The sequence below is a fragment of the Candidatus Soleaferrea massiliensis AP7 genome, from assembly GCF_000820765.1.
Classification (GTDB): Bacteria; Bacillota; Clostridia; order Oscillospirales; family Ruminococcaceae; genus Soleaferrea; species Soleaferrea massiliensis.
In genome coordinates this window covers 161,464-185,787 of record NZ_CCYH01000029.1, presented here as the reverse complement: position 1 = coordinate 185,787, position 24,324 = coordinate 161,464, and the positions used below count along the sequence as shown (strand labels likewise).

30 protein-coding genes and 1 pseudogene are annotated in these 24,324 nt (G+C 53.8%); all 31 read left to right on the top strand.

Annotated elements, in window-relative coordinates; translation table 11 throughout:
- The first annotated feature begins 1 nt into the window (after position 1).
- The 31 genes and pseudogenes from BN348_RS07405 to BN348_RS07260 all read left to right on the top strand — a co-directional run bounded on the left by BN348_RS07405 (position 2) and on the right by BN348_RS07260 (position 24,322).
- On the top strand, positions 2-421 hold the full coding sequence (locus BN348_RS07405) for a DUF7768 domain-containing protein (protein WP_040197203.1): 420 nt from the start codon (positions 2-4) through the stop codon (positions 419-421).
- Positions 422-676, top strand: coding sequence for a hypothetical protein (locus tag BN348_RS07400; protein ID WP_040197202.1), 255 nt, complete (start codon positions 422-424; stop codon positions 674-676).
- Positions 677-806: 130 nt separating this feature from the next.
- Complete coding sequence (locus BN348_RS07395) at positions 807-1,259, top strand: hypothetical protein (protein WP_156136450.1); 453 nt, start codon at positions 807-809, stop codon at positions 1,257-1,259.
- Between the two features lie 311 nt (positions 1,260-1,570).
- Positions 1,571-2,032: a hypothetical protein gene (locus BN348_RS07385; protein WP_040197199.1), complete on the top strand. Its 462-nt coding sequence runs from the start codon at positions 1,571-1,573 to the stop codon at positions 2,030-2,032.
- On the top strand, positions 2,029-4,512 hold the full coding sequence (locus BN348_RS07380; protein ID WP_082020848.1) for a phage/plasmid primase, P4 family: 2,484 nt from the start codon (positions 2,029-2,031) through the stop codon (positions 4,510-4,512). Before BN348_RS07385 ends, BN348_RS07380 begins: the two co-directional genes overlap by 4 nt.
- A gap of 188 nt (positions 4,513-4,700) precedes the next feature.
- Entirely contained in the window at positions 4,701-5,018 is a 318-nt protein-coding gene (locus BN348_RS07375; protein WP_040197198.1) for a VRR-NUC domain-containing protein, read from the top strand.
- Positions 4,990-5,448, top strand: coding sequence for a hypothetical protein (locus BN348_RS07370; RefSeq protein ID WP_040197197.1), 459 nt, complete (start codon positions 4,990-4,992; stop codon positions 5,446-5,448). The genes BN348_RS07375 and BN348_RS07370 overlap by 29 nt, the downstream gene beginning before the upstream one ends.
- 131 nt (positions 5,449-5,579) lie before the next feature.
- The gene (locus tag BN348_RS13585) at positions 5,580-5,936 is read left to right on the top strand and encodes an HNH endonuclease (RefSeq protein ID WP_040197196.1); all 357 of its coding nucleotides are present in this window, start codon (positions 5,580-5,582) and stop codon (positions 5,934-5,936) included.
- Positions 5,937-6,058: 122 nt separating this feature from the next.
- Positions 6,059-6,610: a P27 family phage terminase small subunit gene (locus BN348_RS07360; RefSeq protein WP_040197195.1), complete on the top strand. Its 552-nt coding sequence runs from the start codon at positions 6,059-6,061 to the stop codon at positions 6,608-6,610.
- Positions 6,611-6,741: 131 nt separating this feature from the next.
- Positions 6,742-8,040, top strand: a complete 1,299-nt coding sequence (locus BN348_RS07355; protein ID WP_040197194.1) for a site-specific DNA-methyltransferase — start codon at positions 6,742-6,744, stop codon at positions 8,038-8,040.
- A 3-nt stretch (positions 8,041-8,043) separates the two neighbouring features.
- The gene (locus BN348_RS07350) at positions 8,044-9,324 is read left to right on the top strand and encodes a site-specific DNA-methyltransferase (RefSeq protein WP_040197193.1); all 1,281 of its coding nucleotides are present in this window, start codon (positions 8,044-8,046) and stop codon (positions 9,322-9,324) included.
- A gap of 94 nt (positions 9,325-9,418) precedes the next feature.
- Positions 9,419-10,222, top strand: a complete 804-nt coding sequence (locus BN348_RS07345; RefSeq protein ID WP_040197191.1) for a hypothetical protein — start codon at positions 9,419-9,421, stop codon at positions 10,220-10,222.
- Position 10,223: 1 nt separating this feature from the next.
- Positions 10,224-10,448, top strand: a complete 225-nt coding sequence (locus BN348_RS07340; RefSeq protein ID WP_040197190.1) for a DUF4314 domain-containing protein — start codon at positions 10,224-10,226, stop codon at positions 10,446-10,448.
- 202 nt (positions 10,449-10,650) lie between these two features.
- Positions 10,651-11,535 carry an amidoligase family protein gene (locus tag BN348_RS07335; protein ID WP_040197189.1) on the top strand — a complete coding sequence of 295 codons (885 nt, stop codon included), beginning with the start codon at positions 10,651-10,653 and terminating at the stop codon, positions 11,533-11,535.
- Between the two features lie 136 nt (positions 11,536-11,671).
- Positions 11,672-12,139 (top strand): annotated as a pseudogene (locus tag BN348_RS07330) (gamma-glutamylcyclotransferase family protein); the annotation flags it as partial.
- Complete coding sequence (locus tag BN348_RS14310; RefSeq protein WP_278247747.1) at positions 12,140-12,331, top strand: DUF5049 domain-containing protein; 192 nt, start codon at positions 12,140-12,142, stop codon at positions 12,329-12,331.
- A gap of 203 nt (positions 12,332-12,534) precedes the next feature.
- The gene (locus tag BN348_RS07325) at positions 12,535-14,139 is read left to right on the top strand and encodes a terminase large subunit (protein WP_040197188.1); all 1,605 of its coding nucleotides are present in this window, start codon (positions 12,535-12,537) and stop codon (positions 14,137-14,139) included.
- Positions 14,136-15,383 (top strand): phage portal protein, encoded by a 1,248-nt coding sequence (locus tag BN348_RS07320; protein ID WP_040197187.1) that lies wholly within the window; start codon positions 14,136-14,138, stop codon positions 15,381-15,383. The genes BN348_RS07325 and BN348_RS07320 overlap by 4 nt, the downstream gene beginning before the upstream one ends.
- On the top strand, positions 15,384-16,085 hold the full coding sequence (locus tag BN348_RS07315; protein ID WP_040197186.1) for a head maturation protease, ClpP-related: 702 nt from the start codon (positions 15,384-15,386) through the stop codon (positions 16,083-16,085). It abuts the gene before it with no gap.
- 20 nt (positions 16,086-16,105) lie between these two features.
- Entirely contained in the window at positions 16,106-17,311 is a 1,206-nt protein-coding gene (locus BN348_RS07310) for a phage major capsid protein (protein ID WP_040197185.1), read from the top strand.
- 13 nt (positions 17,312-17,324) lie between these two features.
- The gene (locus tag BN348_RS07305) at positions 17,325-17,543 is read left to right on the top strand and encodes a head fiber protein (RefSeq protein WP_040197184.1); all 219 of its coding nucleotides are present in this window, start codon (positions 17,325-17,327) and stop codon (positions 17,541-17,543) included.
- A 19-nt stretch (positions 17,544-17,562) separates the two neighbouring features.
- Complete coding sequence (locus BN348_RS07300) at positions 17,563-17,883, top strand: head-tail connector protein (protein WP_040197183.1); 321 nt, start codon at positions 17,563-17,565, stop codon at positions 17,881-17,883.
- A 1-nt stretch (position 17,884) separates the two neighbouring features.
- The gene (locus tag BN348_RS07295) at positions 17,885-18,220 is read left to right on the top strand and encodes a head-tail adaptor protein (RefSeq protein WP_040197182.1); all 336 of its coding nucleotides are present in this window, start codon (positions 17,885-17,887) and stop codon (positions 18,218-18,220) included.
- A gap of 5 nt (positions 18,221-18,225) precedes the next feature.
- On the top strand, positions 18,226-18,657 hold the full coding sequence (locus tag BN348_RS07290) for an HK97 gp10 family phage protein (RefSeq protein ID WP_040197181.1): 432 nt from the start codon (positions 18,226-18,228) through the stop codon (positions 18,655-18,657).
- Positions 18,654-18,995, top strand: a complete 342-nt coding sequence (locus BN348_RS07285; protein WP_040197180.1) for a hypothetical protein — start codon at positions 18,654-18,656, stop codon at positions 18,993-18,995. The genes BN348_RS07290 and BN348_RS07285 overlap by 4 nt, the downstream gene beginning before the upstream one ends.
- A gap of 3 nt (positions 18,996-18,998) precedes the next feature.
- Entirely contained in the window at positions 18,999-19,589 is a 591-nt protein-coding gene (locus BN348_RS07280) for a major tail protein (RefSeq protein ID WP_040197179.1), read from the top strand.
- Positions 19,590-19,601: 12 nt separating this feature from the next.
- A complete protein-coding gene (locus BN348_RS07275; RefSeq protein WP_040197178.1) occupies positions 19,602-19,988 on the top strand; it encodes a hypothetical protein in 387 nt (128 codons plus the stop codon).
- Between the two features lie 47 nt (positions 19,989-20,035).
- Positions 20,036-20,176: a hypothetical protein gene (locus tag BN348_RS14055; RefSeq protein WP_197068303.1), complete on the top strand. Its 141-nt coding sequence runs from the start codon at positions 20,036-20,038 to the stop codon at positions 20,174-20,176.
- A 108-nt stretch (positions 20,177-20,284) separates the two neighbouring features.
- Positions 20,285-20,617, top strand: coding sequence for a CGGC domain-containing protein (locus tag BN348_RS07270; RefSeq protein ID WP_040197177.1), 333 nt, complete (start codon positions 20,285-20,287; stop codon positions 20,615-20,617).
- Between the two features lie 96 nt (positions 20,618-20,713).
- Entirely contained in the window at positions 20,714-23,458 is a 2,745-nt protein-coding gene (locus tag BN348_RS07265; protein WP_040197176.1) for a phage tail protein, read from the top strand.
- A 12-nt stretch (positions 23,459-23,470) separates the two neighbouring features.
- A complete protein-coding gene (locus BN348_RS07260) occupies positions 23,471-24,322 on the top strand; it encodes a phage tail family protein (protein ID WP_040197175.1) in 852 nt (283 codons plus the stop codon).
- Positions 24,323-24,324: the final 2 nt, after the last annotated feature.

Here is a 24,324-nt window from a genome sequence, read left to right as displayed (position 1 = left end):
TATGAGCGTAAACAAATATAACCACGAACGGTATTACGATCCCACCCCCTACGAGGCGCTCACGGCTATCGAACGGAAAAAAAAAGAAAGCAGACGCAGACCGCTGGTGTTCATCTGCTCCCCTTTTGCGGGCGATGTGGAGCGGAACCTACAGAACGCCCGGCGGTATTGCAAATATGCGGTGGAGCAAGGCGCGGTTCCCATCGCGCCCCACTTGATCTATCCGCAGTTTTTGGACGACCGGATCAAGTCGCAACGCAGCCTCGGTCTTTATTTCGGGCTGGTGCTTTTGGAAAAATGCGATGAAATTTGGATATTCGGCAGCACGATTTCCAAAGGCATGCGGCAGGAAATCGAGCGGGCACGGGGCCTTGGAATCAGGATTCGGTTATTCATCAATCAAGGCACAGAGGTGAAATGAATGGATATGCTCAGACGGTTGGGTATCGCAGCCTTTTATATGGCGCTGGTTGTGATCGGCTTCAGCGCCGGGCTTTGCGTCAAGGTGTTTCTTTCGCGCGGGCAGCCGGTCATTCACGGCGGCGGCGAGTTGCTGCTCCTGCTGGCTATTCCGGCCAGTGTCTTCACGGGGTACGTCCAAGGTAAAAAGTCAAGGAGGGACAATTCAGATGGCAAGCAAATCGGTACAGGTAGTCATACCGGAAATTCAAATTAAGCGGGCTGTGTTACGCATCGAGGGAACGACCCCGCTCATCGTCCATAAATTTTCGGAAAAAGCCCGGAAAGAAATTCTGGACAAATGCATGCAAAAGGCCAAATCAGGCAAGGAGCCAAAAAATCCAGTAATGGAATTTATGCAGAGCTTGCACTGGATCACGCCCATGCCTACGGAATACACCGAAGAGGCGTTCGAGGCGGTTTTGGCAAAAGGCGCGAAATTCGGATTCCCTGCCACGGGGCTAAAACAATCGGCGGTTTCGGCGGCTTACCGCGCGGGACTGACCAAAGACAAGGTCAGCGTTTACGGCGCGTTCCATATCCTCGGCGGCGAGCTGGTTGAAATAATCGGCATGCCGAGAATGCGCGAGGATTACGCCGTCATCAATAACGGCGCGCCGGAAATCCGGTATAGAGCCGAGTTCACCGAATGGTCGATTGAATTTGAGGTGGTGTACAACTCCTCGGTTTATTCTCTGGAACAGATCATCAACTTTTTCAACTTCGGAGGGTTCGCAGTCGGCATCGGGGACTGGCGCTGTGAAAAAGGCGGTATTTTCGGAGCATATCGCATCGTCTGAACGTGGCAGGCGGGGTAAGGCAGCGTAGTGCTGGTTGGGGCGCGGTAGTGCGGGGTATGGCATGGCAGGCAAGGTGTGGCTGGGTGAGTTCCGGCAATGTTCGGTATGGTAAGGCGGGGTTTGGCAGGCTTGGTATGTTCAGGTGGGGTGAGGTGCGGTACGGTTTGGCAGGGCAGGATTTGGTTAGGTAAGGCAGGCGTGACCGGGTAAGGTCGGGTGGGCTGAGATACGGTTTGTTACGGTAACGCGCCGCATGGGCAGTTTGGCGGTTCTGCAGAAAAACCGCCGCTTTAAGCAAAGGAGGCATGAAGATGGTCTATCAGTGGAAAATACCCAATCTATATAACATCCCCGCGCAAAAAGCCGGTGAGGAAATAGAAAGCTGTAAAAACAGCGAGGGATTCATCACCCCGGCAGCCGTGGTCGAAAAGGCCAAGGTAAAAACGAGCGTCATTCACGATTGTTTCGAGTGGGACGACCGAAGCGCGGCGGAGCGGTATCGACTGCATCAGGCAGGCGAGCTGATCCGAAATATCGTGGCCGTCAGTGTCAGCGGCAGCGATTCGCAGAACGTGGCGGTCAGGGCGTTTGTGAATGTGAAGTCTGAATCGGAGCGCGGCTATAAGGCAATTTCGGCTGTGGTGGAAAATCGCGCTGAATATGAGTATCTGCTGGACTGCGCAAAGAACGACATGAGGGCATTCACGCAAAAATATGCCGCTTTACAGGAGCTACGTGAGGTGTTTGCGGCGATTCAGGAGGTTTTGACATGAAGGCGCTGTCCATTCCTTTGGAAGAGTTTCTGCGGCCTTTTTTCGATGCGAGCGAAACGGTCTGCCTGCGTATATTTGATGACCGCAAAACAGGAGCGTTTCGCGGACAGAAGCTGGAGTGTGAGGCCGGGAAGATCGCCGCCATGGTGGATACTCTGAAAAAACATAACAAACAGAATCGCGGCATTTATTTCGTGGTCAATTACGGTGGCCATGAGGACGCCGATATCACGCGTATCAACGCGCAGTTTGTGGAATGCGACGAGCTATCCATCGAAGAGCAGATGGCGCAGATCGAAGCGTTTCCCATCGAACCCTCGCTGATCGTCAAAACAAGAAAATCTTTGCACAATTATTGGTTATTGAAGGACGCAAAGGTCGCAGATTTTCGCAGGGTGCAAAAGCGGCTCATCGCGCGGTTCCATGGCGACCCGGCCTGCGTCAATGAAAGCCGTGTGCTTCGGCTGCCCGGATTCTACCATTGCAAAAACGAGCCGATCATGGTGGAGTGCATCAAATTCAATCCGGAACTGCGCTATACGCAGGCAGAGCTGGAGGCGGCGCTGCCCGAGGTGCCGGACGACCCGGTAATCAAAGCGCCAGCGCCCAAAGGCACTCGCAAAGGGCTGGCTCTGGTCGGCAAGCGGTGTCTTTTTGTGCAGCACTGTCGGGACAATGCGAAAACTCTCCCGGAGCATGACTGGTATTCGATGATCACAAACCTCGCGGTATTCGAGGGCGGCGACCTCGTCATCCATACCCTTTCCAAGCCTTATCCCGGCTATAAGCGTGCCGAGACACAGGAGAAAATTAATCATTTTCTGGAGAGCGGCACGAAGCCCATCACCTGTCGGAGGATTGCCGAGAAAGGTTTCGTTTGTCCCAAAATGGAGGATGGCAGCTGCGGCTGCAAGTCTCCCGCCGCTCTCTGTTACAAGGCGCTCTCCGTCGAGGAACTGCGTGTGTTTCTCTCGGAACTGGAGATCCGGAGGTCTGCGGTGGACGATATGCAGACCGCGCAGGATTTCGTCCGCGATTATCTTTACAACGTGGATTCGGTCGTTGCGGGGACGTTCATTGAGTATGAGCTCAAGGAGCATTTCGGCCTGAAAACCAGCGCGGTCAAGCCTTTAGTGGCGCAGCAAAAGGAGCTGTACAAGGCATACCGCGATAACAAGGACACGAAGCGGGAAACCTCCGGCGAGGAGCTGCCCGATTGGTACGAGGTGACGGATCGGGGCCTGCATTTCGTTTCGGGGCTGCTGGCCAATCACATGGCAAAAAACGTGGACGCCTTTTATGGAGCGGAAAGTTATTATCTTTATGAAAGCGGTGTGTATAAGGCTACGTCGGATTTGCAGGCTTCGGCCAAGGTGCGCGAGCATCTGATCGGTCGCTATGCGACCATGTCGGCCATCAACGACACCGAGGGTCAGTGGCGCATGCTTATATATAAGCCGATCCGGGAGATCAACTGCAACCCGTTCATCATCAACGCGGCAAACGGACTGTACAACGTCCTTGACGGCAGCTTCAAGCCGCACACGCCGGAGTATTATTCGACGGTGCAGCTCAAGGCGGCGTACAGGGAGAACGCCGGATGCCACAAGTTCATGAAATTCATAAAAAGCGTTCTGCAGGAACCGGAGGTCTATCTGCTGCAGGAAATTCTCGGGTATTTTTTGATTCCCGTCAACAAGGCGCAAAAGAGCTTTGTGCTGGTGGGCGCGCCCAACGCGGGCAAATCGACGCTGCTGTCCATCGTGCAGGAAATCCTCCTGGGCAGCGAAAACGTGTCGAACGTCCCGTGGCAATCGCTCTCCGACCGGTTCAAGACGGCGGAGCTGTTCGGCAAGCTGGCGAATATTTTCGCCGACCTGCCCTCCAAGAGCGTGGACGATAACGGCATTTTCAAGGCACTCACCGGTGAGGATTACATCACCGCCGAGCGCAAAAACAAGAACCCCTTCAGCTTCAAGCCGTATGCGCGGCTGCTGTTTTCCTGCAACGAAATCCCGCGCAACTACGGTGACCGCAGCGAGGGGTTTTACCGCAGGCTAATCATCATCCGGTTCGAAAATACGGTGCCGCCTGAAAAGCGCGATCCCAACCTGCTGGATAAGCTGGCCGTGGAACGCGACGGCATTTTTATGTGGGCGCTGACGGGATTAAAAAGGCTCATGGCCAACAGCTACATTTTTTCCGAAACCGACGCGACCCGAGCGGAGCTGCAGCGGTACAAGGTGGAAAGCAACAGCGTCCTATCTTTCGTGGAGGATTGCTGCGAGCTGGATGAAAATGCGGAAAGCATACGCGAGGAGCTGTTCCAGCAATATCGGGAGTATTGCAACAAAAACGGCCTGAAGCCCATGTCGCAGGCCAACTTTAACAAGGATATTGAGAGCTTAGGTGAACGGGTCGAGCGCGGATTTGAACGGGTCAGTCGCCGCAAAACATGGCGGGGAATCCGCATGATATAAGGCTTTGAACGGGTTGAACCACTTTTCCCTATTTCTTGCGTATAGAACCAGAATGCTATATGTAGTAAATATTTTAAGATATATATAAGAAGCGGCTGGTTACCCGTTCAACCCGTTCAAACACGCGTAGATACTGGATAATTTCGATTTCAGACCCGTTCGCAGCCCGTTCGGATTGGAGGGCTGGTATGACAGAAAAGGACATCACAAACGCGATCATGCGTTATTTAAAGACTGTGCCTCTCTGCTTTTGTTGGAAAGAACATGGCGGCATGTACGGCACAGCCGGTTTGCCGGATATCATCTGCTGCGTTGGCGGCAGGTTCGTCGTCTTTGAGGTTAAAACACCATCCGGCAAGTTGACAAAGCTTCAGGAAACTACGATTCGGAAAATCAAAGCTGCTAAGGGCGAAGCCTTCAAAGTGACAAGCGTCGAGGATGTCAAAACCATTCTTGATACCTTGGAGGTGCCAGCTCATGTCGATAGCTTGGATTTACTTAGATAAAAAGGCGGCGGCCATCGACGCCTTGAAGGATTACTCCAGCATGGAGTATATCATCAAGAACCATCAAGAGGATTTGGAGGAAGTGCAGGAACGCCTGACCTCGATCCGCTCCTCCCACCTAACCGGTATGCCTTCCGCTCATAATCCCAAAGCGGGCGAAAACAAACTCATCTCCTGTATTGACGAAATCGACGTTCTGAAAGAACGCTACCGTCAAGCGTTGGAGTATATGGATTGGTTCAAACCTGCGTGGGACGCTCTAAACGAGGAAGAGCAATTTGTCCTGTCGGAGTTCTATCGCATTGAGGACGCGCGGCAGACCGACGCGATTGGGGTAATCAGTGACCGGTTCCATATTGAACGTTCTTCGGCCTATAAAAAGAAAAACCGTACGCTTGAACGTCTGGCTATTCTGCTTTACGGAAAATAATATGTCCAAAATCGCGGACGACTTTTGCGTTTCGAGGTGCTATACTGGTAATATCAAAAACTGTGGAACGTTTTCAAAAGCCTTCGGAGCATTTGCTCTGAGGGCTTTTGCTTTACCCGGGAGGTGGCTATATGCCGAGAAAACCCAAACGGCCATGCAGTTACCCGGGCTGTCCGGAGCTGACGGATGGCAGGTATTGTGAAAAGCATCAAAAGGAAATCGACGCGCGATATAACCGATACGAACGCGACCCAGCCACTCGCAAGCGGTATGGTCGGACATGGAAACGCATCCGTGACCGGTATATTGCGGCGCACCCCTTGTGCGCGCGGTGTCTTAAGACTGGCAAGCTCACGCCAGCCGAAGAAGTGCACCATATCATTCCTTTATCCGAGGGTGGCACCCATGACGAGCGAAACCTTATGAGTTTATGTACGCCTTGTCACTCCGAGATCACCGCCCGCGAAGGCGGACGATGGAATCGGTAGGGGCGGTCGAAATCTCTGTGACTCTTCTCTCGTGCAACGGGCGTGGGGTCACGCGCGAAAAGTCGCGGTTTCAAACAAGGTATATACCCCCTGCATTTTTAACATAAAGCGAGGTGATGTGTATGGCGAAGGACGGTACCAATCGGGGCGGTGCGCGGGTAGGCGCTGGACAAAAAAAGAAGCCCCTGCACGATAAAATTCTGGAGGGTAATCCCGGCAGGCGACCTTTGACGATTGTGGAGTTCAAGGACACGGCGGATTTGGAAGGTCAGACGATGCCCCCGCCCCGTGAATATCTATCTGCCAAGCAGAAAAGCGGGAAAACAATGCTGGCTGTGGAGATATATGAAAAGACATGGCAATGGCTGTATGAGCGTCGGTGCGCTCATCTTATCCCTGCGCAGCTTTTGGAGCAATATGCCATGAGCGTGTCGCGGTGGATACAGTGTGAGGAATGTATAACCGAGTTCGGGTTTCTCGCCAAGCACCCCACCACGGGCAATGCTATCCCGTCGCCTTATGTGGCGATGTCGCAATCTTTCATGAAACAGGTTAACAATCTGTGGTTTCAAATATACCAAATCGTAAAGGAAAACAACGCTGCGGATTATAGAGGCATGACGCCCCATGATGATGCGATGGAGCGTCTGCTCAAAGCCCGGCGTGGGAAATAAAACGCTCCCCAAGGCAGGTAAGGCAAGGTATGGTCATGCGGGGTGATATTGGATGAGCCGGGGTACGGTTCAAAACGGATCGGCGAGTTGGTGCAGGTCATTTCGCCGATGCTTTTTTAGGAGGCACGATGATGAGAATCGAAAAAATAAATGCGGCGAAGATCAACGCCGCTCAGTATAATCCGCGAAAAGATTTAAAGCCCAGTGATCCGGAATACCAAAAATTGAAACGTTCTCTTGAAACTTTCGGTTATGTGGAGCCGCTTGTGTGGAACGAACGCAGCGGCAATCTCGTGGGAGGTCACCAGCGACTCAAAGTGCTGTTGGAATTGGGTTATACAGAGATTGACTGTGTTATTGTAAATTTGGGTAACAAGGAAGAACGCGCTTTAAACGTAGCGTTAAACCGCATTCAGGGTTCTTGGGACGAAGCAAAGCTGGCTGAGTTGATGGCCGACCTTGACGCGGGCGCGTTCGATGTATCTCTCACCGGCTTTGACGCTTCGGAAATCGACGAGCTGCTCAACCGCTTTTATGCCAAGGAAGCGGTGCAGGACGATTTCGATATTGATAAAGAAAAAGATCGTATTGAAGGTGAAGGTGCGGTCACGCAGCGCGGAGATATCTGGATGTTAGGCCAACATCGGCTGATGTGCGGTGACTCCACCAGCGAGGCCGATTTTGAAAAGCTGATGGACGGCGGCCACGCGCAGGTGGCGGTTACCTCCCCACCTTACGGTGTGGGCAAAGAATATGAAAAGGCGGGCATCGAGCCGTGGTTTCAAACCATCCGACCGGTCATCAAAAATCTGTGCAGAAATGCGGACATCGTCTGCTGGAACCTCGGTGACCTTTACGCCACCGGCTCCCAGTTCATCGAGCCGACCAGCGTTTATTCTGTAAATATGTTCGCGGATAACGGCTACCGCCCCATCTGGATCAGGATATGGAAAAAGCAAGGGATGAATTTCGGCATCGGCCCCTATCACCTTGTTTCCAACAAGCCCGTACAACAATACGAGTACATTTCGGCGTTTTCAAAGAACGGCGAGGCCGAGGAATATAACGATCAGGAATATGTGTGGCTCTCGGCATTCGCCGGGCACAGCTATCGGTTTGTCAAACGGCTCACGAAGGAAGAACGGAAAAAGTGGGGCTATGCGGGCATTTGGGAAATGACTACGGTGCGCGCCAACAAGGAGCACCCCGCTATGTTCCCCGTCGAGCTGCCGTGGCGGTGTATCAAGATGCACAGCGACCGGGACGGCATCGCTTTGGAGCCGTTTTCGGGCAGCGGTACGACGATCATCGCGGCGGAGCAGACCGAGCGCCGCTGCTACGCAATGGAGATTTCCCCCGTTTACTGCGATCTGGCGGTCAAGCGCTGGGAAGATTTCACCGGTGAAAAAGCGGTCAGACTGGAGGGATAAGGTTTGGATATACAGAAGGTTTCCGTTTCAAAAATCAAGGCGGCGAAATACAATCCCCGAAAAGACCTGAAGCCCGGCGATGTGGAGTATGAGAAGCTGCGACGCTCCATAGAGGAATTCGGGTATGTGGAACCCCTCGTGTGGAACAGCCGGACGGGCAACATCGTAGGCGGCCACCAGCGGTTCAAAGTGCTGAAAGCGATGGGCTATCAGGAAATCGACTGCGTGGTGCTGGATATCGATGAGCAGCGTGAAAAGGCGCTGAATGTGGCTCTTAATAAAATCAGCGGCGAGTTTGACATTCCCCTCTTAACCGACCTGTTGCGCGATTTGAACGAGGACGGTTTCGATGTGTCCCTGACCGGTTTCGATGCAGCCGAGATGGATGAGCTGTTTAAGGAAAAAACGGCTGGTAAGGTCAAGGAGGACAATTTTGACGCAAAGAAAGCGCTTGAGGAAATCAAAACGCCGGTTACGCAGCGCGGCGATATCTGGCTGCTTGGCAAGCACCGCCTCATGTGCGGCGACAGTACATCGCTTTCGGATGTGCGTCAGCTGATTGATGGTAAAAAGGCGCGGTTCGTATTTACGGATCCGCCGTGGAATGTCGATTACGGCTCGGATGCCAGTCACCCAAGCTGGAAGCCGCGACAAATCCTCAATGATAAAATGAGCACCGAACAATTCGGTGCTTTTTTGTTGGCTTCATTTCAAGCCATGCGCGATGTATCGGAACCGGGCTGTATGACCTATGTGGTGATGAGCGCGCAGGAATGGGGCAACGTCATGAATGCTACGCGGCAGGCTGGATACCACTGGTCGAGCACGATTATCTGGGCAAAGGACAGCCTCATCCTTTCCCGCAAGGATTATCATACACAATACGAGCCGATCTGGTATGGCTGGCCTGAGGGCACCCGCCTCTGCCCGCTAAAAGACCGTAAGCAATCGGATTTGTGGGATATTCCCCGCCCGAAAGTATCGGTCGAGCATCCCACGATGAAGCCGGTAGCGCTGGTAGCCAAGGCCATGCTCAACAGTTCCCGTACCGGTGATACAGCGCTTGATTTATTCGGCGGCTCAGGCACCACGATGATCGCCGCCGAACAGACCGGACGTGTGTGTTTCATGATGGAGCTGGATGCGAAATACTGCGACGTGATTGTAAAACGGTACATTGAGCAGGCTGGCGGCGCGGAGCGGGTTCTTCTTCTGCGCGGCGGCGAGGAAACAGACTATGCGGATGTATCCGGTATTGTGGATTCAACGCAATCAGAGGGGTAAATAATGTCTCGTTATTCTTTGAATAAACGCCTTGCAATCCCACAGCTATAGAGTGATTAATGTAAGCACCAGATAAGCAAAGGAGGCTTACAAAATGAGGATCAATTACAATGTGACCGGCGATAAACGAAAAGCGCTGGTAGGAGCAATCAGCCAAGAACTAAACGCGCCGACCAAGTATCTCGGAGCACCGACCTTCGCCTACGAGGTGGGCGATTACCGTATCGACAAGAACGGAGTCCTTGAGGGAGAGGACAACTACGGACTGGTCGCCGACCTTTGCGGCCTGCACGATTTCAAGGCCGAAACAGAGGAATACGACACGCCGCTTCCGGCAGCGGAGCCTGTTCCCGATGATGTGCAAATTCCCTATGAAGCCGCTCTCGGCGGCAGGGTCAGCCCCTACCGCGACGAGGAGGAACCACCCGCTTACGGACAGCCCGAAAGTGACGAACCCGACCGCCTGATAGTTGAAATGCCGCTGGAGGGTTTCACCGACACGGCGCTTGAAAACCTCGACCGGCTTATCGCCAGCAAGGCCGCGCTCATCAAAAAGGCTGTCGGTGCGGATGCGCTGCCCGTCGAGCGAACGGAAACGCTGCTAAAATTCCCATGGTTCCACTTCGGCGCGACCAGCGAAGAGGTCGACGCTTACTCCCGACTCGTCTGCGCCCTTTGCACGGCGGCCAAGGAGCAAAAGCGTGTCAACGCAAAAGAAAAGCCCGTGGAGAACGAGAAGTTCGCCTTTCGGGTATTCCTCATACGATTGGGTTTTACGGGAGACGAGTATAAGACCGCCCGAAAAATTCTGCTGAAAAATCTTTCCGGCAACAGCGCTTTCAAGAATGGCGCACCGCCGAAAACGGAGAGCGATCAGCGGCTCGAAAGCGAGGTATAGGATGAATAAGTTTCCCTCAAAGGAGACCGTGGAGCGGATCCGTAAACAATACCCCACTGGTACGCGTGTGGAGTTGGTCAGCATGAACGACCCGTACAGCAAACTCAAATCCGGTGATCAAGGGACGGTAAATTTCGTGGACGATATCGGCACCGTGTTCATCAACTGGGATTGCGGCAGCACGCTGGGCGCGGCCTATGGAGAAGATGTGATCAGGCGCATATAACGGTGCCCACATATAACGCGGACTTTTCGGCCAAGCCGACATACAATCGTTGTAAATCGCCCAAATCTACACAGTTTCTACCGCAAAATTTGTTGAAGCTCTTGCGGGATTTCGCGTGGAATTGCCTTGCTATCCTGTGTTTTTCATGGCCTAATGTGTCCTACCAAAAGGCAAAAAGCACAGTGAAAGCGAGGAAAATAAGATGTTTTCAACAAGGATCGGAGTCGAGGTCGAATTCACCGGGATCACAAGAACAAAAGCAGCGGAGGCTGCTGCGGAGTTTCTGGGCGGCAGGGTTGATGCGGCACAAACAGTCATCGCACCGGATGGGCGGGTTTGGAAGTTTGTGTATGACGGCAGCATCGCGGCCCAGAAAAAAGCTAGGGGGCAGATCGTTTCAGCAGATGATGAATATAAAGTCGAAATGGTCACACCCATCCTCACCTACCGCGAGGACATTGAAATCCTGCAGGAATTGATTCGAAGGCTCCGCAAGGCGGGCGGTTTTGCGAACAGCTCCTGCGGGATTCATATTCATTTGGACGGCGCGTCGCACACGCCGCGCAGCCTCAGAAACTTCATAAACATTATCGCAAGCAAAAATGACCTTTTCTATAAAGCCTTGCAGATCGAAGCGGCCAGAATGTCGTATTGCAAGAAAATGGACGCAGCGCTGGTGGCAAAAATGAACCGGCGCAAACCCAAGACAATGGATAAACTCGAACGCATTTGGTACGAGGGTTACGATGAGAGCCGCAGCTACCATTATCACGGCAGCAGATACCATTTTCTGAATCTGCACAGTTTTTTCAACGGCAACCACACGGTCGAGCTTCGCGGCTTCAACAGCGAGCTTCACGCCGGAAAGATACGCAGTTATATAGTCCTTGCCTTAGCGCTCAACCATCAGGCATTGACGCAGAAATGCGCCAGCAGCAAAAAGCCGCAGATCGAAAACGAGAAATTCGCAATGCGCACCTACCTCAACCGCATCGGGTTGATTGGCGAGGAATTCGCAAACTGCCAGGAACACCTTTGCAAGCATCTGGAGGGCAACGCGGCGTGGCGATTTCGGACAGCTGCATAGATAAAGGCTGCCAACGGGGGCGGACAGCCGCCCTCCGTTTTGGCATGCCGTTCGGTCGAATGGTTATGGGCGTAAAAAGAAAGCGCACCACAGGGCAACCTGCGGGCGCACAACGCAAGAAAGGGCAAGGGTTTTTATGAATACAGAAAGCAGCACGCTTTATGCTGCATACGGCAGCAATTTGAATTTAAGGCAAATGGCGCAGCGTTGCCCCACCGCCAAAGTTATGGGCGGCGCGAAGCTGGCCGGTTACAGGCTTTTGTTCCGGGGTGACAGAGGTGGCGCGGTGGCAACCGTTGAGAAAGAAAAAGGTTGCAGCGTTCCGGTGCTGGTTTGGAAAATCACGCCCCAGGACGAGGTGGCGCTCGACCGGTACGAGGGTTATCCGTGGCTTTACCGCAAGGAAACGGTCAAGGTGAGATACAAAGGCAAATGGGTCGAAGCGATGATTTATATCATGAATGAAGGCAGACCCCTCGGCTCGCCGAGCAGGTATTACTTCGAGGTGATAAAAGAGGGGTATGTGAATGCGAGGTTCGACCTTGCTATATTTGTCAAAGCGGTGCGTGACTCCACATGCTCCACTTTAAAGAGAGGTGAAATAATGGATAAGACGCTATTTACCGACAGGATTGTGGAACAAATCATGGCAATCCGGACTTCTGGAGAGATCAACATGTTTGACATCAAGGGCGTACAGCACATAGCGCATGGCAGGCAATTCTACGAGCTGGTGGTCTTGCTGGAGGAATTTCCCGAGAAGTATACGGAGTTTATCTTGCACGGCAAGAAGTAGAGCCGCAGTAGATAGGTGCGAAGAAATCCACTTCCAGAGAAAGAGAGCTTCCGAGGAGGCTCTTTTTCTTGTCGATCTGTAGAAATCCGCGCCGGGTGCGAAGGCATATTGGGCATAGGAATCCATGCAGAGCGCTAAAAAAGAGACTTCAAAAGAAGCTCCTTTTTTCTTTGTACATTTTTATTTGAAAGGAGGCGGCGGATATACGAAAACTCAAGAAATACACACCAACCCGTTTTATGGCGAAGAATTCTGTTTACAGCAAAGAAGCCGCCGACTATGCTGTCGCTTTCATCCAGGAATTGCGTCATACCAGTGGCATATGGGATGGGCAGCCTTTTGAACTTATAGATTGGCAGGAACGAATCATTCGGGATGTGTTTGGTGTTTTGAAGCCAAACGGATACCGTCAGTTTAATACAGCATATATCGAAATACCAAAAAAGAATGGAAAGTCAGAGCTCGCTGCTGCAGTTGCGCTTCTGTTGACCTGCGCTGATGGAGAACAGTGTGCTAAGGTATATAGCTGTGCTTCGGACAAAAACCAAGCAAAGATTGTGTTTGAGATTGCCGAGGCTATGGTGCGCAAATCGCTAGCATTAAACAAGCGGGTCAAAATCCGTGAATCTACAAAGACGCTTATATATACAGAAACGGAGAGCACTTATCAGGTACTCTCAGCCGATGTGGCAAATAAGCATGGTTTCAATACCCATGGCGTAATTTTCGATGAGTTGCATACGCAGCCAAATAGAAAATTGTTTGATGTTATGACCAAGGGTAGCGGAGACGCCAGAATGCAGCCGTTATACTTTTTGATTACCACAGCTGGTGACAATACTAACTCTATCTGTTATGAGGTACATCAAAAAGCGCTGGATATTCTTTCGGGACGCAAGACGGATCCAACATTTTATCCAGTGATTTATGGCATAGCGGAAGCAGACGATTGGACTGATCCGAAGGTATGGAAAAAAGCAAACCCTTCTCTTGGGATTACAATAGGAATGGACAAAGTGAAAGCGGCTTGTGAGAGCGCAAAACAAAATCCCGCCGAGGAGAACAGTTTTCGGCAGCTTCGGTTGAATCAGTGGGTCAAACAGGCAGTACGCTGGATGCCGATGGAGAAATGGGACAAATGCGCCTTTCCCGTCGACGCGGACAGCCTGCGCGGGCGTACCTGCTACGGAGGACTTGACTTGTCCAGTACCATCGATATCACAGCTTTTGTGCTGGTATTTCCCCCGTTGGATGAGACCGACAAATATCAAATCCTGCCTTACTTCTGGATACCGGAGGATAACATCGATTTGCGTGTCCGGCGGGATCATGTAAATTACGATTTGTGGAAGAAACAATGTTTTCTTCAAACAACCGAAGGGAATGTCGTTCATTATGGATTTATTGAAGCCTTTATCGAGGAACTTGGTATGAAATATAACATTAGAGAAATTGCCTTCGACCGCTGGGGAGCTGTTCAAATGACCCAAAACCTCGAAGGGCTGGGCTTCACGGTTGTGCCCTTCGGACAGGGGTTTAAAGATATGTCCCCACCGACTAAAGAACTGATGAAACTGACTCTGGAACAGAAAATTGCCCACGGCGGGCATCCGGTACTTCGATGGATGATGGACAACATCTATATCCGAACCGACTCTGCGGGAAATATAAAGGCGGATAAGGAAAAGGCGACTGAGAAAATCGACGGTGCGGTGGCGACCATTATGGCGCTCGACCGCGCCATTCGCTGCGGCTCCGGCAACGGTGGCGAATCGGTGTATAACGAGAGGGGGTTATTGATCCTATGAGTATTTTTTCAGGACTGTTCCGTTCTAGGGATAAGCCTCAAAACCGCGTTGGTGGTGCGTTCTCCTTCCTGTTCGGTGGTACGACCAGCGGCAAGACGGTCAATGAGCGGACGGCCATGCAATCCGCCGCTGTATATGCCTGCGTGAGGATATTGTCCGAGGCCATCGCTGGGCTGCCGCTGCACGTTTACCGGTACCGCATGGACGGCGGCAAGGAACGCGTCGCACAGCACCCGCTCTATTACCTGCTCCATAACGAACCAAACCCTGAGATGACTTCATTCGTGTTCCGAGAAACACTGATGAGTCATCTTTTGCTTTGGGGCAACGCCTACGCGCAGGTGGTGCGGAACGGGCGCGGTCAGGCCGTGGCGCTTTACCCTCTGCTACCAAACAAAATGGAGGTCAGCCGAGCGACGAACGGCGAATTGGTCTACACATACCGCCGTGACACCGAGGAAAGCAGGCTTAATCCAAGTGGTGGAACGGTAACGCTCCGCAGGGACGAGGTGCTTCACGTCCCCGGTCTGGGCTTCGACGGACTTATTGGATATAGCCCCATCGCCATGGCGAAAAACGCCATCGGCATGTCACTGGCCACCGAGGAATACGGCGCGGCATTTTTTGCCAATGGTGCAAATCCGGGCGGCGTGCTTGAGCACCCCGGCGTGGTGAAAGACCCAGAAAGACTGCGGGAGAGCTGGCACGCGCAGTTTTCAGGACACAACGCCCATAAAGTGGCGGTTCTGGAGGAAGGGCTCAAGTTTCATCAGATGTCAATACCACCGGAACAGGCGCAGTTTCTGGAGACACGGAAGTTTCAAATCAACGAAATCGCCCGGATCTTCCGCGTGCCGCCCCATATGGTGGGCGACCTTGAGAAATCCAGCTTTTCGAACATAGAGCAGCAATCGCTGGAATTCGTAAAATATACGCTCGATCCGTGGGTGGTGCGCTGGGAGCAGAGCCTGCAGCAATCCCTTATCCTGCCCTCCGAGAAACCATCACTGTTCATCAAGTTTAACCTTGACGGCCTGCTCCGGGGCGATTACCAAAGCCGTATGAACGGTTACGCCGTCGGGCGGCAGAACGGATGGATGTCAGCCAACGATATCCGAGAACTGGAGGACATGAACCGTATCCCCGCCGAGGAGGGCGGCGATTTGTATCTGGTCAACGGCAACATGACTAAGCTGGCTGACGCGGGAGCGTTTGCCGGACAAACAATGCAAGGAGGTCAGTAAATGAAGAAATTCTGGAACTGGGTGCGGGATGAAACCACAGAGGAGCGCACCCTCTATCTCAACGGCGTGATCTCGGAGGAAACCTGGTGGGGCGACGAGGTCACGCCGAAGATGTTTAAGGACGAATTGCTGGCGGGAAGCGGCAGCGTCACGGTGTGGATCAACTCGCCGGGCGGCGACGTGTTCGCGGCGGCGCAGATTTACAACATGCTTATGGACTATACCGGGCATGTCACCGTGAAGATCGACGGACTGGCGGCAAGCGCGGCATCGGTCATTGCGATGGCGGGCGGCGATGTGTATATGTCGCCCGTTTCCATGCTGATGATCCATAACCCCTCGACCATCGCCATCGGCGACAGCGAGGAAATGCTCCGTGCCAAGGCCCTACTGGACGAGGTCAAGGAAAGCATCATAAACGCCTATGAACTTAAATCCGGCCTTTCGCGGGCGAAGCTCTCGCACCTCATGGACGCAGAGACTTGGATGAACGCGAACAAAGCCATCGAGCTTGGATTCGCCGATAAGCTCCTGTTCACGGAGGACGAGGAACGTATCCCGCAGGACACGGGACAGATGCTCATGTTCTCCCGCGCCGCCGTGTACAACTCCCTGCTCGGGAAGATCCCCAAGAAGCAAAAACCGAAAACAAGTACCCCGATTGAGTCGCTGGAAAAGCGGCTCTTTTTAATTTCCCACTAATTTGAAGGAGGAGCATTACAATGAGTAAAATTCTTGAATTGCGCGAGAAGCGCGCCAAGGCGTGGGACGCGGCCAAAGCGTTCCTCGACAGCAAGCGAGGTGGCGATGGGCTTTTGTCCGCCGAAGATACCGCCACCTACGAGAAAATGGAAAGCGACGTTGTGGCGCTGGGCAAGGAAATCGAGCGCCTTGAGCGTCAGGCTGTCATCGATATGGAACTCTCCAAAGCCACCAGCAGCCCGATCACCAACACGCCGTCCAAGGGCACCGAGGAAAAGACAGGCCGTGCATCCGCTGAGTACAGGAAGGCGTTCTGGAACGCCATGCGCACCCGCGCAGGCGAAGGGCTTGATCCGAATGTAAAAAACGCCCTGCAGATCGGCACCGACACCGAGGGCGGTTACCTCGTGCCCGACGAATTCGAGCGTACCCTTGTGGAAGCCCTCGAAGATGAGAACATCTTCCGCACACTGGCTAGCGTCATCACCACCTCTTCCGGCGACCGGAGGATTCCCGTCGTAGCATCCAAGGGCACTGCGAGCTGGATCGATGAGGAAGGTACCATACCCGAAAGTGACGACAGCTTCGGTCAGGTGTCCATCGGAGCCTACAAGCTGGGTACTCTGATTAAGGTTTCCGAGGAGCTACTCAACGACAGCGTGTTCAACCTCGAAGCATACATTTCCAGAGAGTTTGCCCGGCGCATCGGTAATAAGGAAGAGGAAGCCTTCTTCACGGGTGACGGCTCCGGCAAGCCCATCGGAATCCTCGCGGCATCGGGCGGCGCGCAGATCGGTGTGACCACGGCGGGTGCCACGGCTGTCACCATCGACGAGGTACTCGACCTGTTCTACGCGCTGAAGGCGCCCTATCGCAATAGGGCTGTGTTCGTCATGAATGATGCCACCGTAAAGGCAATCCGCAAACTGAAGGATGGTCAGGGGCAGTACCTCTGGCAGCCCTCCCTGCAGGCGAGCACGCCCGACACCATCCTGAACCGTCCTGTATACACCTCGGCATATGTACCCACTATTGCGGCAGCTGCCAAGACCGTCGTGTTTGGCGACTTCAGTTATTACTGGGTGGCAGACCGTCAGGGGCGTGTGTTCAGACGGCTCAACGAGCTTTATGCCGTCACCGGGCAGGTAGGCTTCGTGGCTACCCAGCGCGTGGATGGCAAGCTGATCCTGCCGGAGGCTATCAAAGTTCTCCAGCAGCATGCGTAAGGAGGGTTGACCTTTGAGCTATACAACAAAAAACCACATGGAACAGGGCGGCGAGAAATGGGTCGTCGGCGGCGCACTGGAAATCCTGCCGGGAGCCTCGGTAACGGGGCTTCCGGTCGCGGAGAATCAGGCGGACAGCACGGCTTCTGATGTTGCCGGACTGGTCGCCGATTTTAACGCCCTACTCGCCAAGTTGAAAGCGGCGGGGCTGATGGAGGCCGACGAGGAATGAGCGGAAGGAGGCGGACGGTATGGCAACAGCGGATAATCTTTTACCCAAGGTTAAGGCAAACCTGATCCTCATGCATGATGCGGACGACGACCTCCTGCTGAGTTACATCACCGCCGCCGTCTCCTACGCGGAGAGCTACCAGCATATCGCCGCCGGGTGGTATGCAACGCATACCATGCCGCCGACCACCGAACAGGCTGTCATCATGCTGTCGAGCCATTTCTACGAAAGCAGGGATGGCTCGACTGCAGGTTTCTTTGCGGACAATGTGCAGGCCGGGCAGCAGGTATGGGATACGGTGAATATGCTCCTGCGGCTCGACCGGGAGTGGGGTGTCTGATATGAGCTTTGGGAAGATGAACACCTTCATCGACATCGTCAGCACGACTCCCACTAAGGATGCGGAGGGCTTTGCAACGACGGGCGACACCATCCTCGCTTCCGTCCGCGCATACAAGGAAGATCGCCACGGGGGCGAGCGGTGGATGAATATGGCGGCGTTTTCTACCGCGTCTTCTCTATTCCGGTTCAGGAAAATACCCGGCATGGAGGTCACCGCTGAAATGCTCATTACCTGTGACGACGGGCGGTACCGGATACTCAGCGCGGAGGATGTTCGGGGACGCGGAATGTATATCGAGGTTCTGGCCGAGCGGCTGGAGCCTTCCGTGGGGTGACGGATATGGCGAAAGTGAATGTGCAAATGCCGAAGGAATTTCTCCTGCGTATATCCCGGCTGGGTGATCAAATCGACGTGATCGTACCGAAGGTGCTGGAGGTCGGCGGCGAGGTGGTGCTGGAAAAGGTCAAAGGCAACCTGCGCACGGCCATCGGCAAAGGAACTGCATATCCTTCCAGAACCACGGGCGAGCTGCTTTCCTCTCTCGGCCTTTCGGACGCTAAACAGGACAGGAACGGCAATTACAATGTAAAGGTCGGTTTCGCAGAGCCGCGTACGGACGGTGAGAGCAACGCCAAGATCGCCAACATCATCGAATACGGCAAGCACGGCCAACCCGCAAAGCCGTTCCTTCGACCGGCAAAGACGGCGTCCCGGAAACCCTGCACCGACGCGATGATCGCCAAACTGGAGGAGGAGATCGGCAAGCTATGAGCATTTTATCGGAACTGAATACCCTTGTGAACGCCGTCCCGCTTCCCGTGGAGACCGGCGTTTTTTCTGGCAAAGCCCCGGATGAGTATGTCGTGATACTCCCGCTTTCGGACATTTTCGAAGTCCACGCGGATAACCGTCCGGGATACGAGGTGCAGGAAGCTCGGTTATCGCTGTTTATAAAAGGCAATTACCGGCTGCGGAAAAAGCAGATCACGACGGCGCTTTTGAACGCGGATTTTACGGTAACCGAGCGTCGGTATATCGGCCACGAGGATGATACCGGCTACCACCATTACGTTATTGACGTGGCAAAAAACTACGGATTGGAGGAATAACACATGGCAACGATTGGTCTTGACAAGCTGTACTATGCAAAAATAACCGAGGATTCCAACGGCGAGGAAACCTACGCGACACCCCTTGTACTCGCCAAAGCCATCAACGCCGAGCTGTCGGTGGAGCTGGTGGAGGCAATCCTGTACGCGGATGACGGTGCCGCAGAGGTGGTTAAGGACTTCAACAGCGGGACGCTCACCCTCGGCGTGGACGATATTGGCCCCACGGTCGCGGCGGATCTGACAGGCGCGACCACGGACGATAACGGCGTGCTGGTTTCGGCCAGCGAGAACGTGGGGACGCCCTGTGCGGTGGGTTTCCGCGCGCAGAAAGCCAACGGCAAATACCGGTATTTCTGGCTCTATCGCGTGAAGTTCGGACTGCCCGCGACGAACCTGCAGACGAAGGCTGATTCCATCACCTTCTCTACGCCCACCATCGAAGGAACGGTCATGCGCCGGAATAAGCTGGATGGTATGGGCAAGCACCCGTGGAAAGCGGAGGTCACCGATGGCGACGCAGGCGTATCTTCCGCTACCATCACCGGCTGGTTCTCTCAGGTCTACGAGCCTGTCTATACACCGGAACCGTAGGAGGATTGAATAATGGATAACGAGAGAAGCGCTGTTATAAATATCGGTGGCGCGGAGTTTGAACTGATACTCACCACCCGCGCAACGAAGGAGATCGCCCGGAGGTATGGCGGATTAGAGAACCTGGGCGAAAAATTGCTTAAGTCCGAAAACTTTGAAATGGCACTGGATGAAATTGTGTGGCTGATCACGCTGCTGGCGAACCAGTCCATCCTTGTCCATAACCTCAAGAATAAGGATAACCCGAAAGAAACGCTGTCTGAGGAGAACGTGGAGCTTCTGACCTCGCCGCTGGAACTGGCGGCATATAAGAGCGCCATCACCGAGGCGATGTTTAGAGGCACCAAGCGAAATATCGAAAGTGAGGAAGAAGCCCCAAAAAACGCGGAAGTCGGGTAACGGATGCTGAGGTCTTTACCCGACTTTACTATTATGGAGTTGTGCAGATGGGCATGAGCGTGGAGGAATTCTGGCTTATGCCCATCGGTCTGTTTCTCGACCTGTGGGCCTGCCATAAGCAGTGGCATGGCATCGAGAAACCCAAGAAGGCCGTTACGATTGACGACATTATCCCTAACGGCATTTGAAATATATAATTAATTGTGATATACTTCATGCCGTTAGGGATATGTTTGCCTATGTAAACATACATAGATTGAAAGTTGCTACAAATCACATTGGGGGATATCAGAATAATGAAAATTGGGATTATTAGATGTGCTCAGACGGAAGATTACTGCCCGGGGACAACCGACTTTAAGATGATAAAAGAAAAAAAGGGCGCTTTCGAGGGCGTTGGAGAAGAAATAGAGATCGTCGGATTTATAAATTGCGGCGGCTGTCCGGCCAAGAAAGCTGTTTTAAGGGCACGGGAACTGGTAAAACGAGGAGCGGACACAATCGTATTTGCTTCTTGTATCCAAAAAGGAACTCCGATCGGCTACCCCTGTCCCTTTGCAAAGAAAATGAAGGAGCTTATTGTAAACGATTTGCCGGATAGCATCAAGTATATTGATTACACTCATTAGGATTCGAAAAGTTAAAATAGGATAGCCATAAAACCCACTCAGGAGCAATCGAAAGATTGCTCCTTTTTCATGCCCTTTTTGAGGAGGTGAGACAGTATGGCGGATAATTTTGGACTGAAGATCGGGCTTGAGGGCGAAAAAGAGTTTAAGCAGGCGCTTTCGGATATCAATCAGTCTTTCAAGGTGCTCGGCAGCGAGATGAACCTCGTGGCCAGCCAATTTGACAAAAACGACAAGTCCGTGCAGGCAATCACTGCCCGCAACGAAGTTCTGAATAAGGAAATCGACGCACAGCGGGAAAAAATCAACACCCTCAAGGCCGCGCTGGACAATGCCTCCTCCTCTTTCGGGGAAAACGACAGGCGCACGCAAAACTGGCAGATCCAGCTGAACAAGGCGCAAGCGGAGCTCAACGGCATGGAGGGCGAGCTTGCGGATAATGAAGAATCCCTCCGTGATGTGAATCGCGGATATAACGATGCCGGACAAAAGGTTGATGAATTTGGCAATGTGGTCGAAGAGTCAACCGACGATGTAGAAAAGTCCTCGGACAAACTCGAAAAACTCGGCTCGGTGCTTAAAGGCATTGGCGTCGCAATGGGCGCGGCGTTTGTGGCGGTCGGCACGGCGGCGGTCGGAGCGGCCAAAGCCCTCACCGATATGACCGTAGGCGCTTCGCAATATGCCGACGATATCCTTACAATGTCAACGGTCACCGGCATGAGCACCGAATCGCTGCAGGCGTACAAATATGCCGCCGAGCTGGTGGATACCTCGATGGAAACCCTGACCGGCAGCATGGCGCGGAATATACGCTCCATGACCTCCGCGCGCGAGGGTACGGGAACCGCCGCAGCAGCGTATAAGGCGCTGGGCATTTCCGTTACCGACACCAACGGCAACCTCCGGGACTCGGAAGCCGTATACTGGGATGCCATCGACGCGCTTGGCAATGTATCCAGCGAAACCGAACGCGATGCCCTTGCGATGCAGCTTTTTGGCAAGAGCGCCCAAGAGCTGAATCCCCTTATTGAGCAAGGTTCGGCAGGTATCGCGCAGCTCACCGAGGAAGCTAAGGCGATGGGTGCCGTCATGAGTCAGGAATCGCTGGAGGCTCTCGCCAAGTTTGACGATTCCATGCAACGGCTCAAGTCCGGAGGAGAAGCTGCCAAGAATGCCCTCGGCATGGTGCTTCTTCCGCAGCTTCAGATTCTGGCCGACGATGGCGTGAGCTTGCTGGGTGATTTTACGCGGGGGCTGAACGAGGCCAACGGCGACTGGACGAAGATCAGCGCGGTCATCAGTAGCACCGTGGGCGGCATCGTAACCATGATATTGGAGCAGCTGCCCAAGATCATCGAACTGGCTCTGAGCATCGTGACTTCCATCGGCTCGGCGATCATAGAGAACCTGCCCATTATTGTAGACGCGGCTACCCAGATCGTTATGACGCTCCTGCAGGGGCTGATCGACGCGCTTCCCGGCATTACCCAAGGGGCGCTTCAGCTGGTGCTGGCTCTGGTGAACGGCATCATCGCCAATCTTCCCGCCATTGTGGAGGCGGCGGTGCAGATGATAGCGACGCTGGTTTCCGGCATTGCGCAGGCGCTGCCCGAGCTTATCCCCGCTGCCGTGTCCGCCGTAACCCAGATTGCGACGGCTTTGATAGAAAACCTGCCGCTGCTCCTTGACGCGGCGCTTCAACTGGTGCTCGGTCTGGCACAGGGCATCGTTAATGCGATCCCGGTGCTGATTGACGCGCTGCCCGCCGTCATTGATGCGCTTATCAGCTTTGTCACCAACGCCATACCTCAAATCGTTGCGGTGATCCCGCAGATCGTGCAGGCGCTGGTCACGATGATAACCGGAAGCATACCTCAAATCGTACAGGCAGGCGTGGCGCTTTTCGTATCTCTCGTGCAGGCGCTCCCCTCCATCATCACGCAAATACTGGAGGCGGTGCCGCAGATCATCGACGGGGTCGTCGGTGCAGTGCTGGTTTCCATACCCCAGATCGTTCAGGCGGGCATCGACCTTCTGACCTCGCTGGTGGAGGCGCTGCCCGAAATCATAGATGCGATTGTGGCGGCGATACCGGAAATTATCGACAGCATCCTGACCGCTGTGTTTGCGGCGATACCGCTGCTCATCAACGCGGGTATCAAGTTGCTCATCGCGATGATCCAGAACCTGCCGCAGATCATATCCACCATCGTGGCGGCGATACCAAAGATCGTCACCTCGATAGTTGGCGCTATCCTCGGGAACATCGACAAGATCATCCTTGCCGGTGTGCAACTGCTGGTGGCGCTGATTGCCAATCTGCCGACAATCATCGTGGAGGTGGTCAAGGCCATTCCGCAGATCATCGTCGCCATTGTGAAGGCAATTGTGCAGAGTATTCCTCAGATGGCACAGGCAGGTCTCCAGCTGATACAGGGCTTGTGGAGAGGTATCAACGACGCGGCCGCGTGGCTCTGGGATAAGATATCCGGCTTCTTCGGGAATGTGATGTCGAAGATCAAAAACTTTTTCGGCATTCATAGCCCGTCCTCTCTGTTCGCAGAATTGGGCGGCGATATGGGACTCGGCATCGGCGTCGGCTTCGAGCAGGCGATGAAGCGTGTTGGTGAGGATATGAAGAACGCCATCCCCACCAACTTCGACGTGAACGCAGGACTCAACCTGTCTGGCTCTCTTGCCCGGAGCGCCGCGGGTCTTGGCGCAAACGGAACCACTATCAACCAGAGCATTTCTGTGGTCACACCCAAGCCGTTATCAGAAAAGGAACTGGCGCGGGAATTCAAAAACCTGTCCCGCAAGCTGGCTCTGGCGTATTAAGGGGGGCGGCATATGGAGCTGAAATATACCAACGCGGGCGGTGAGAGCATCACTCTCAAACAAAGCCGCCCATATTTTTTAACCAAGATAGACGGCACGGGCAATGTGCGGCAGACGGTCAATACCTTCAAGGCACCGGAGCAGGACGGTGCCTTTTATATTTCCTCCACGCTGGATATGCGCAACATCACGCTGGAGGGCACGGTCATCGCTGATACACCGGATGAGGCGTACACCCGCAGGCAGCGCTTCCTACAGATATTCAGCCCAAAGCTGCGCGGCACGCTCCTGTACAGGGGGCGGCAGATTTCCTGTGTGGTGGAGGAAGCGGGCTTTACCGTTTCCACCCGGCAGCGCATACCGAATTTCTTCGTCAGCCTGCTCTGCCCGTCGCCGTTCTTCGAAACGCTGGATGAGGTGCGGCAGGAGCTGGCATCGTGGATACCGATGTTTGAATTTGAACTAGAGATACCAGAGGGCGGCATGGAATTCGGCATGCGCCAGCCCAGCCAGATCATCACGGTGGACAACATCGGCGACGTGCCCTGCGGCTGCGAGATCGTGTTTCAGGCGCTGGGCACGGTGACGAACCCGGAACTGTTGAATATTGACACAGGCGAGTATATCCGGCTTCTCACGACGATGAGCGCCGGAGATGAGCTGCGGGTATATACCCACTTTGCGGGCAAGCGCGTGGTCAGCGTGGACGGCTCCACAGTGACGAATGCCTTCTCCTTGTTGGACACCGGCTCGGCGTTCTTCCAGCTTGCCGCCGGGGTCAATACCTTGCGCTACGACGCTTCGGTCAATATGGAACTGCTGGAGGTCAGCATTTATTATCGATCTCAGTTTCTGGGGGTGTGAGC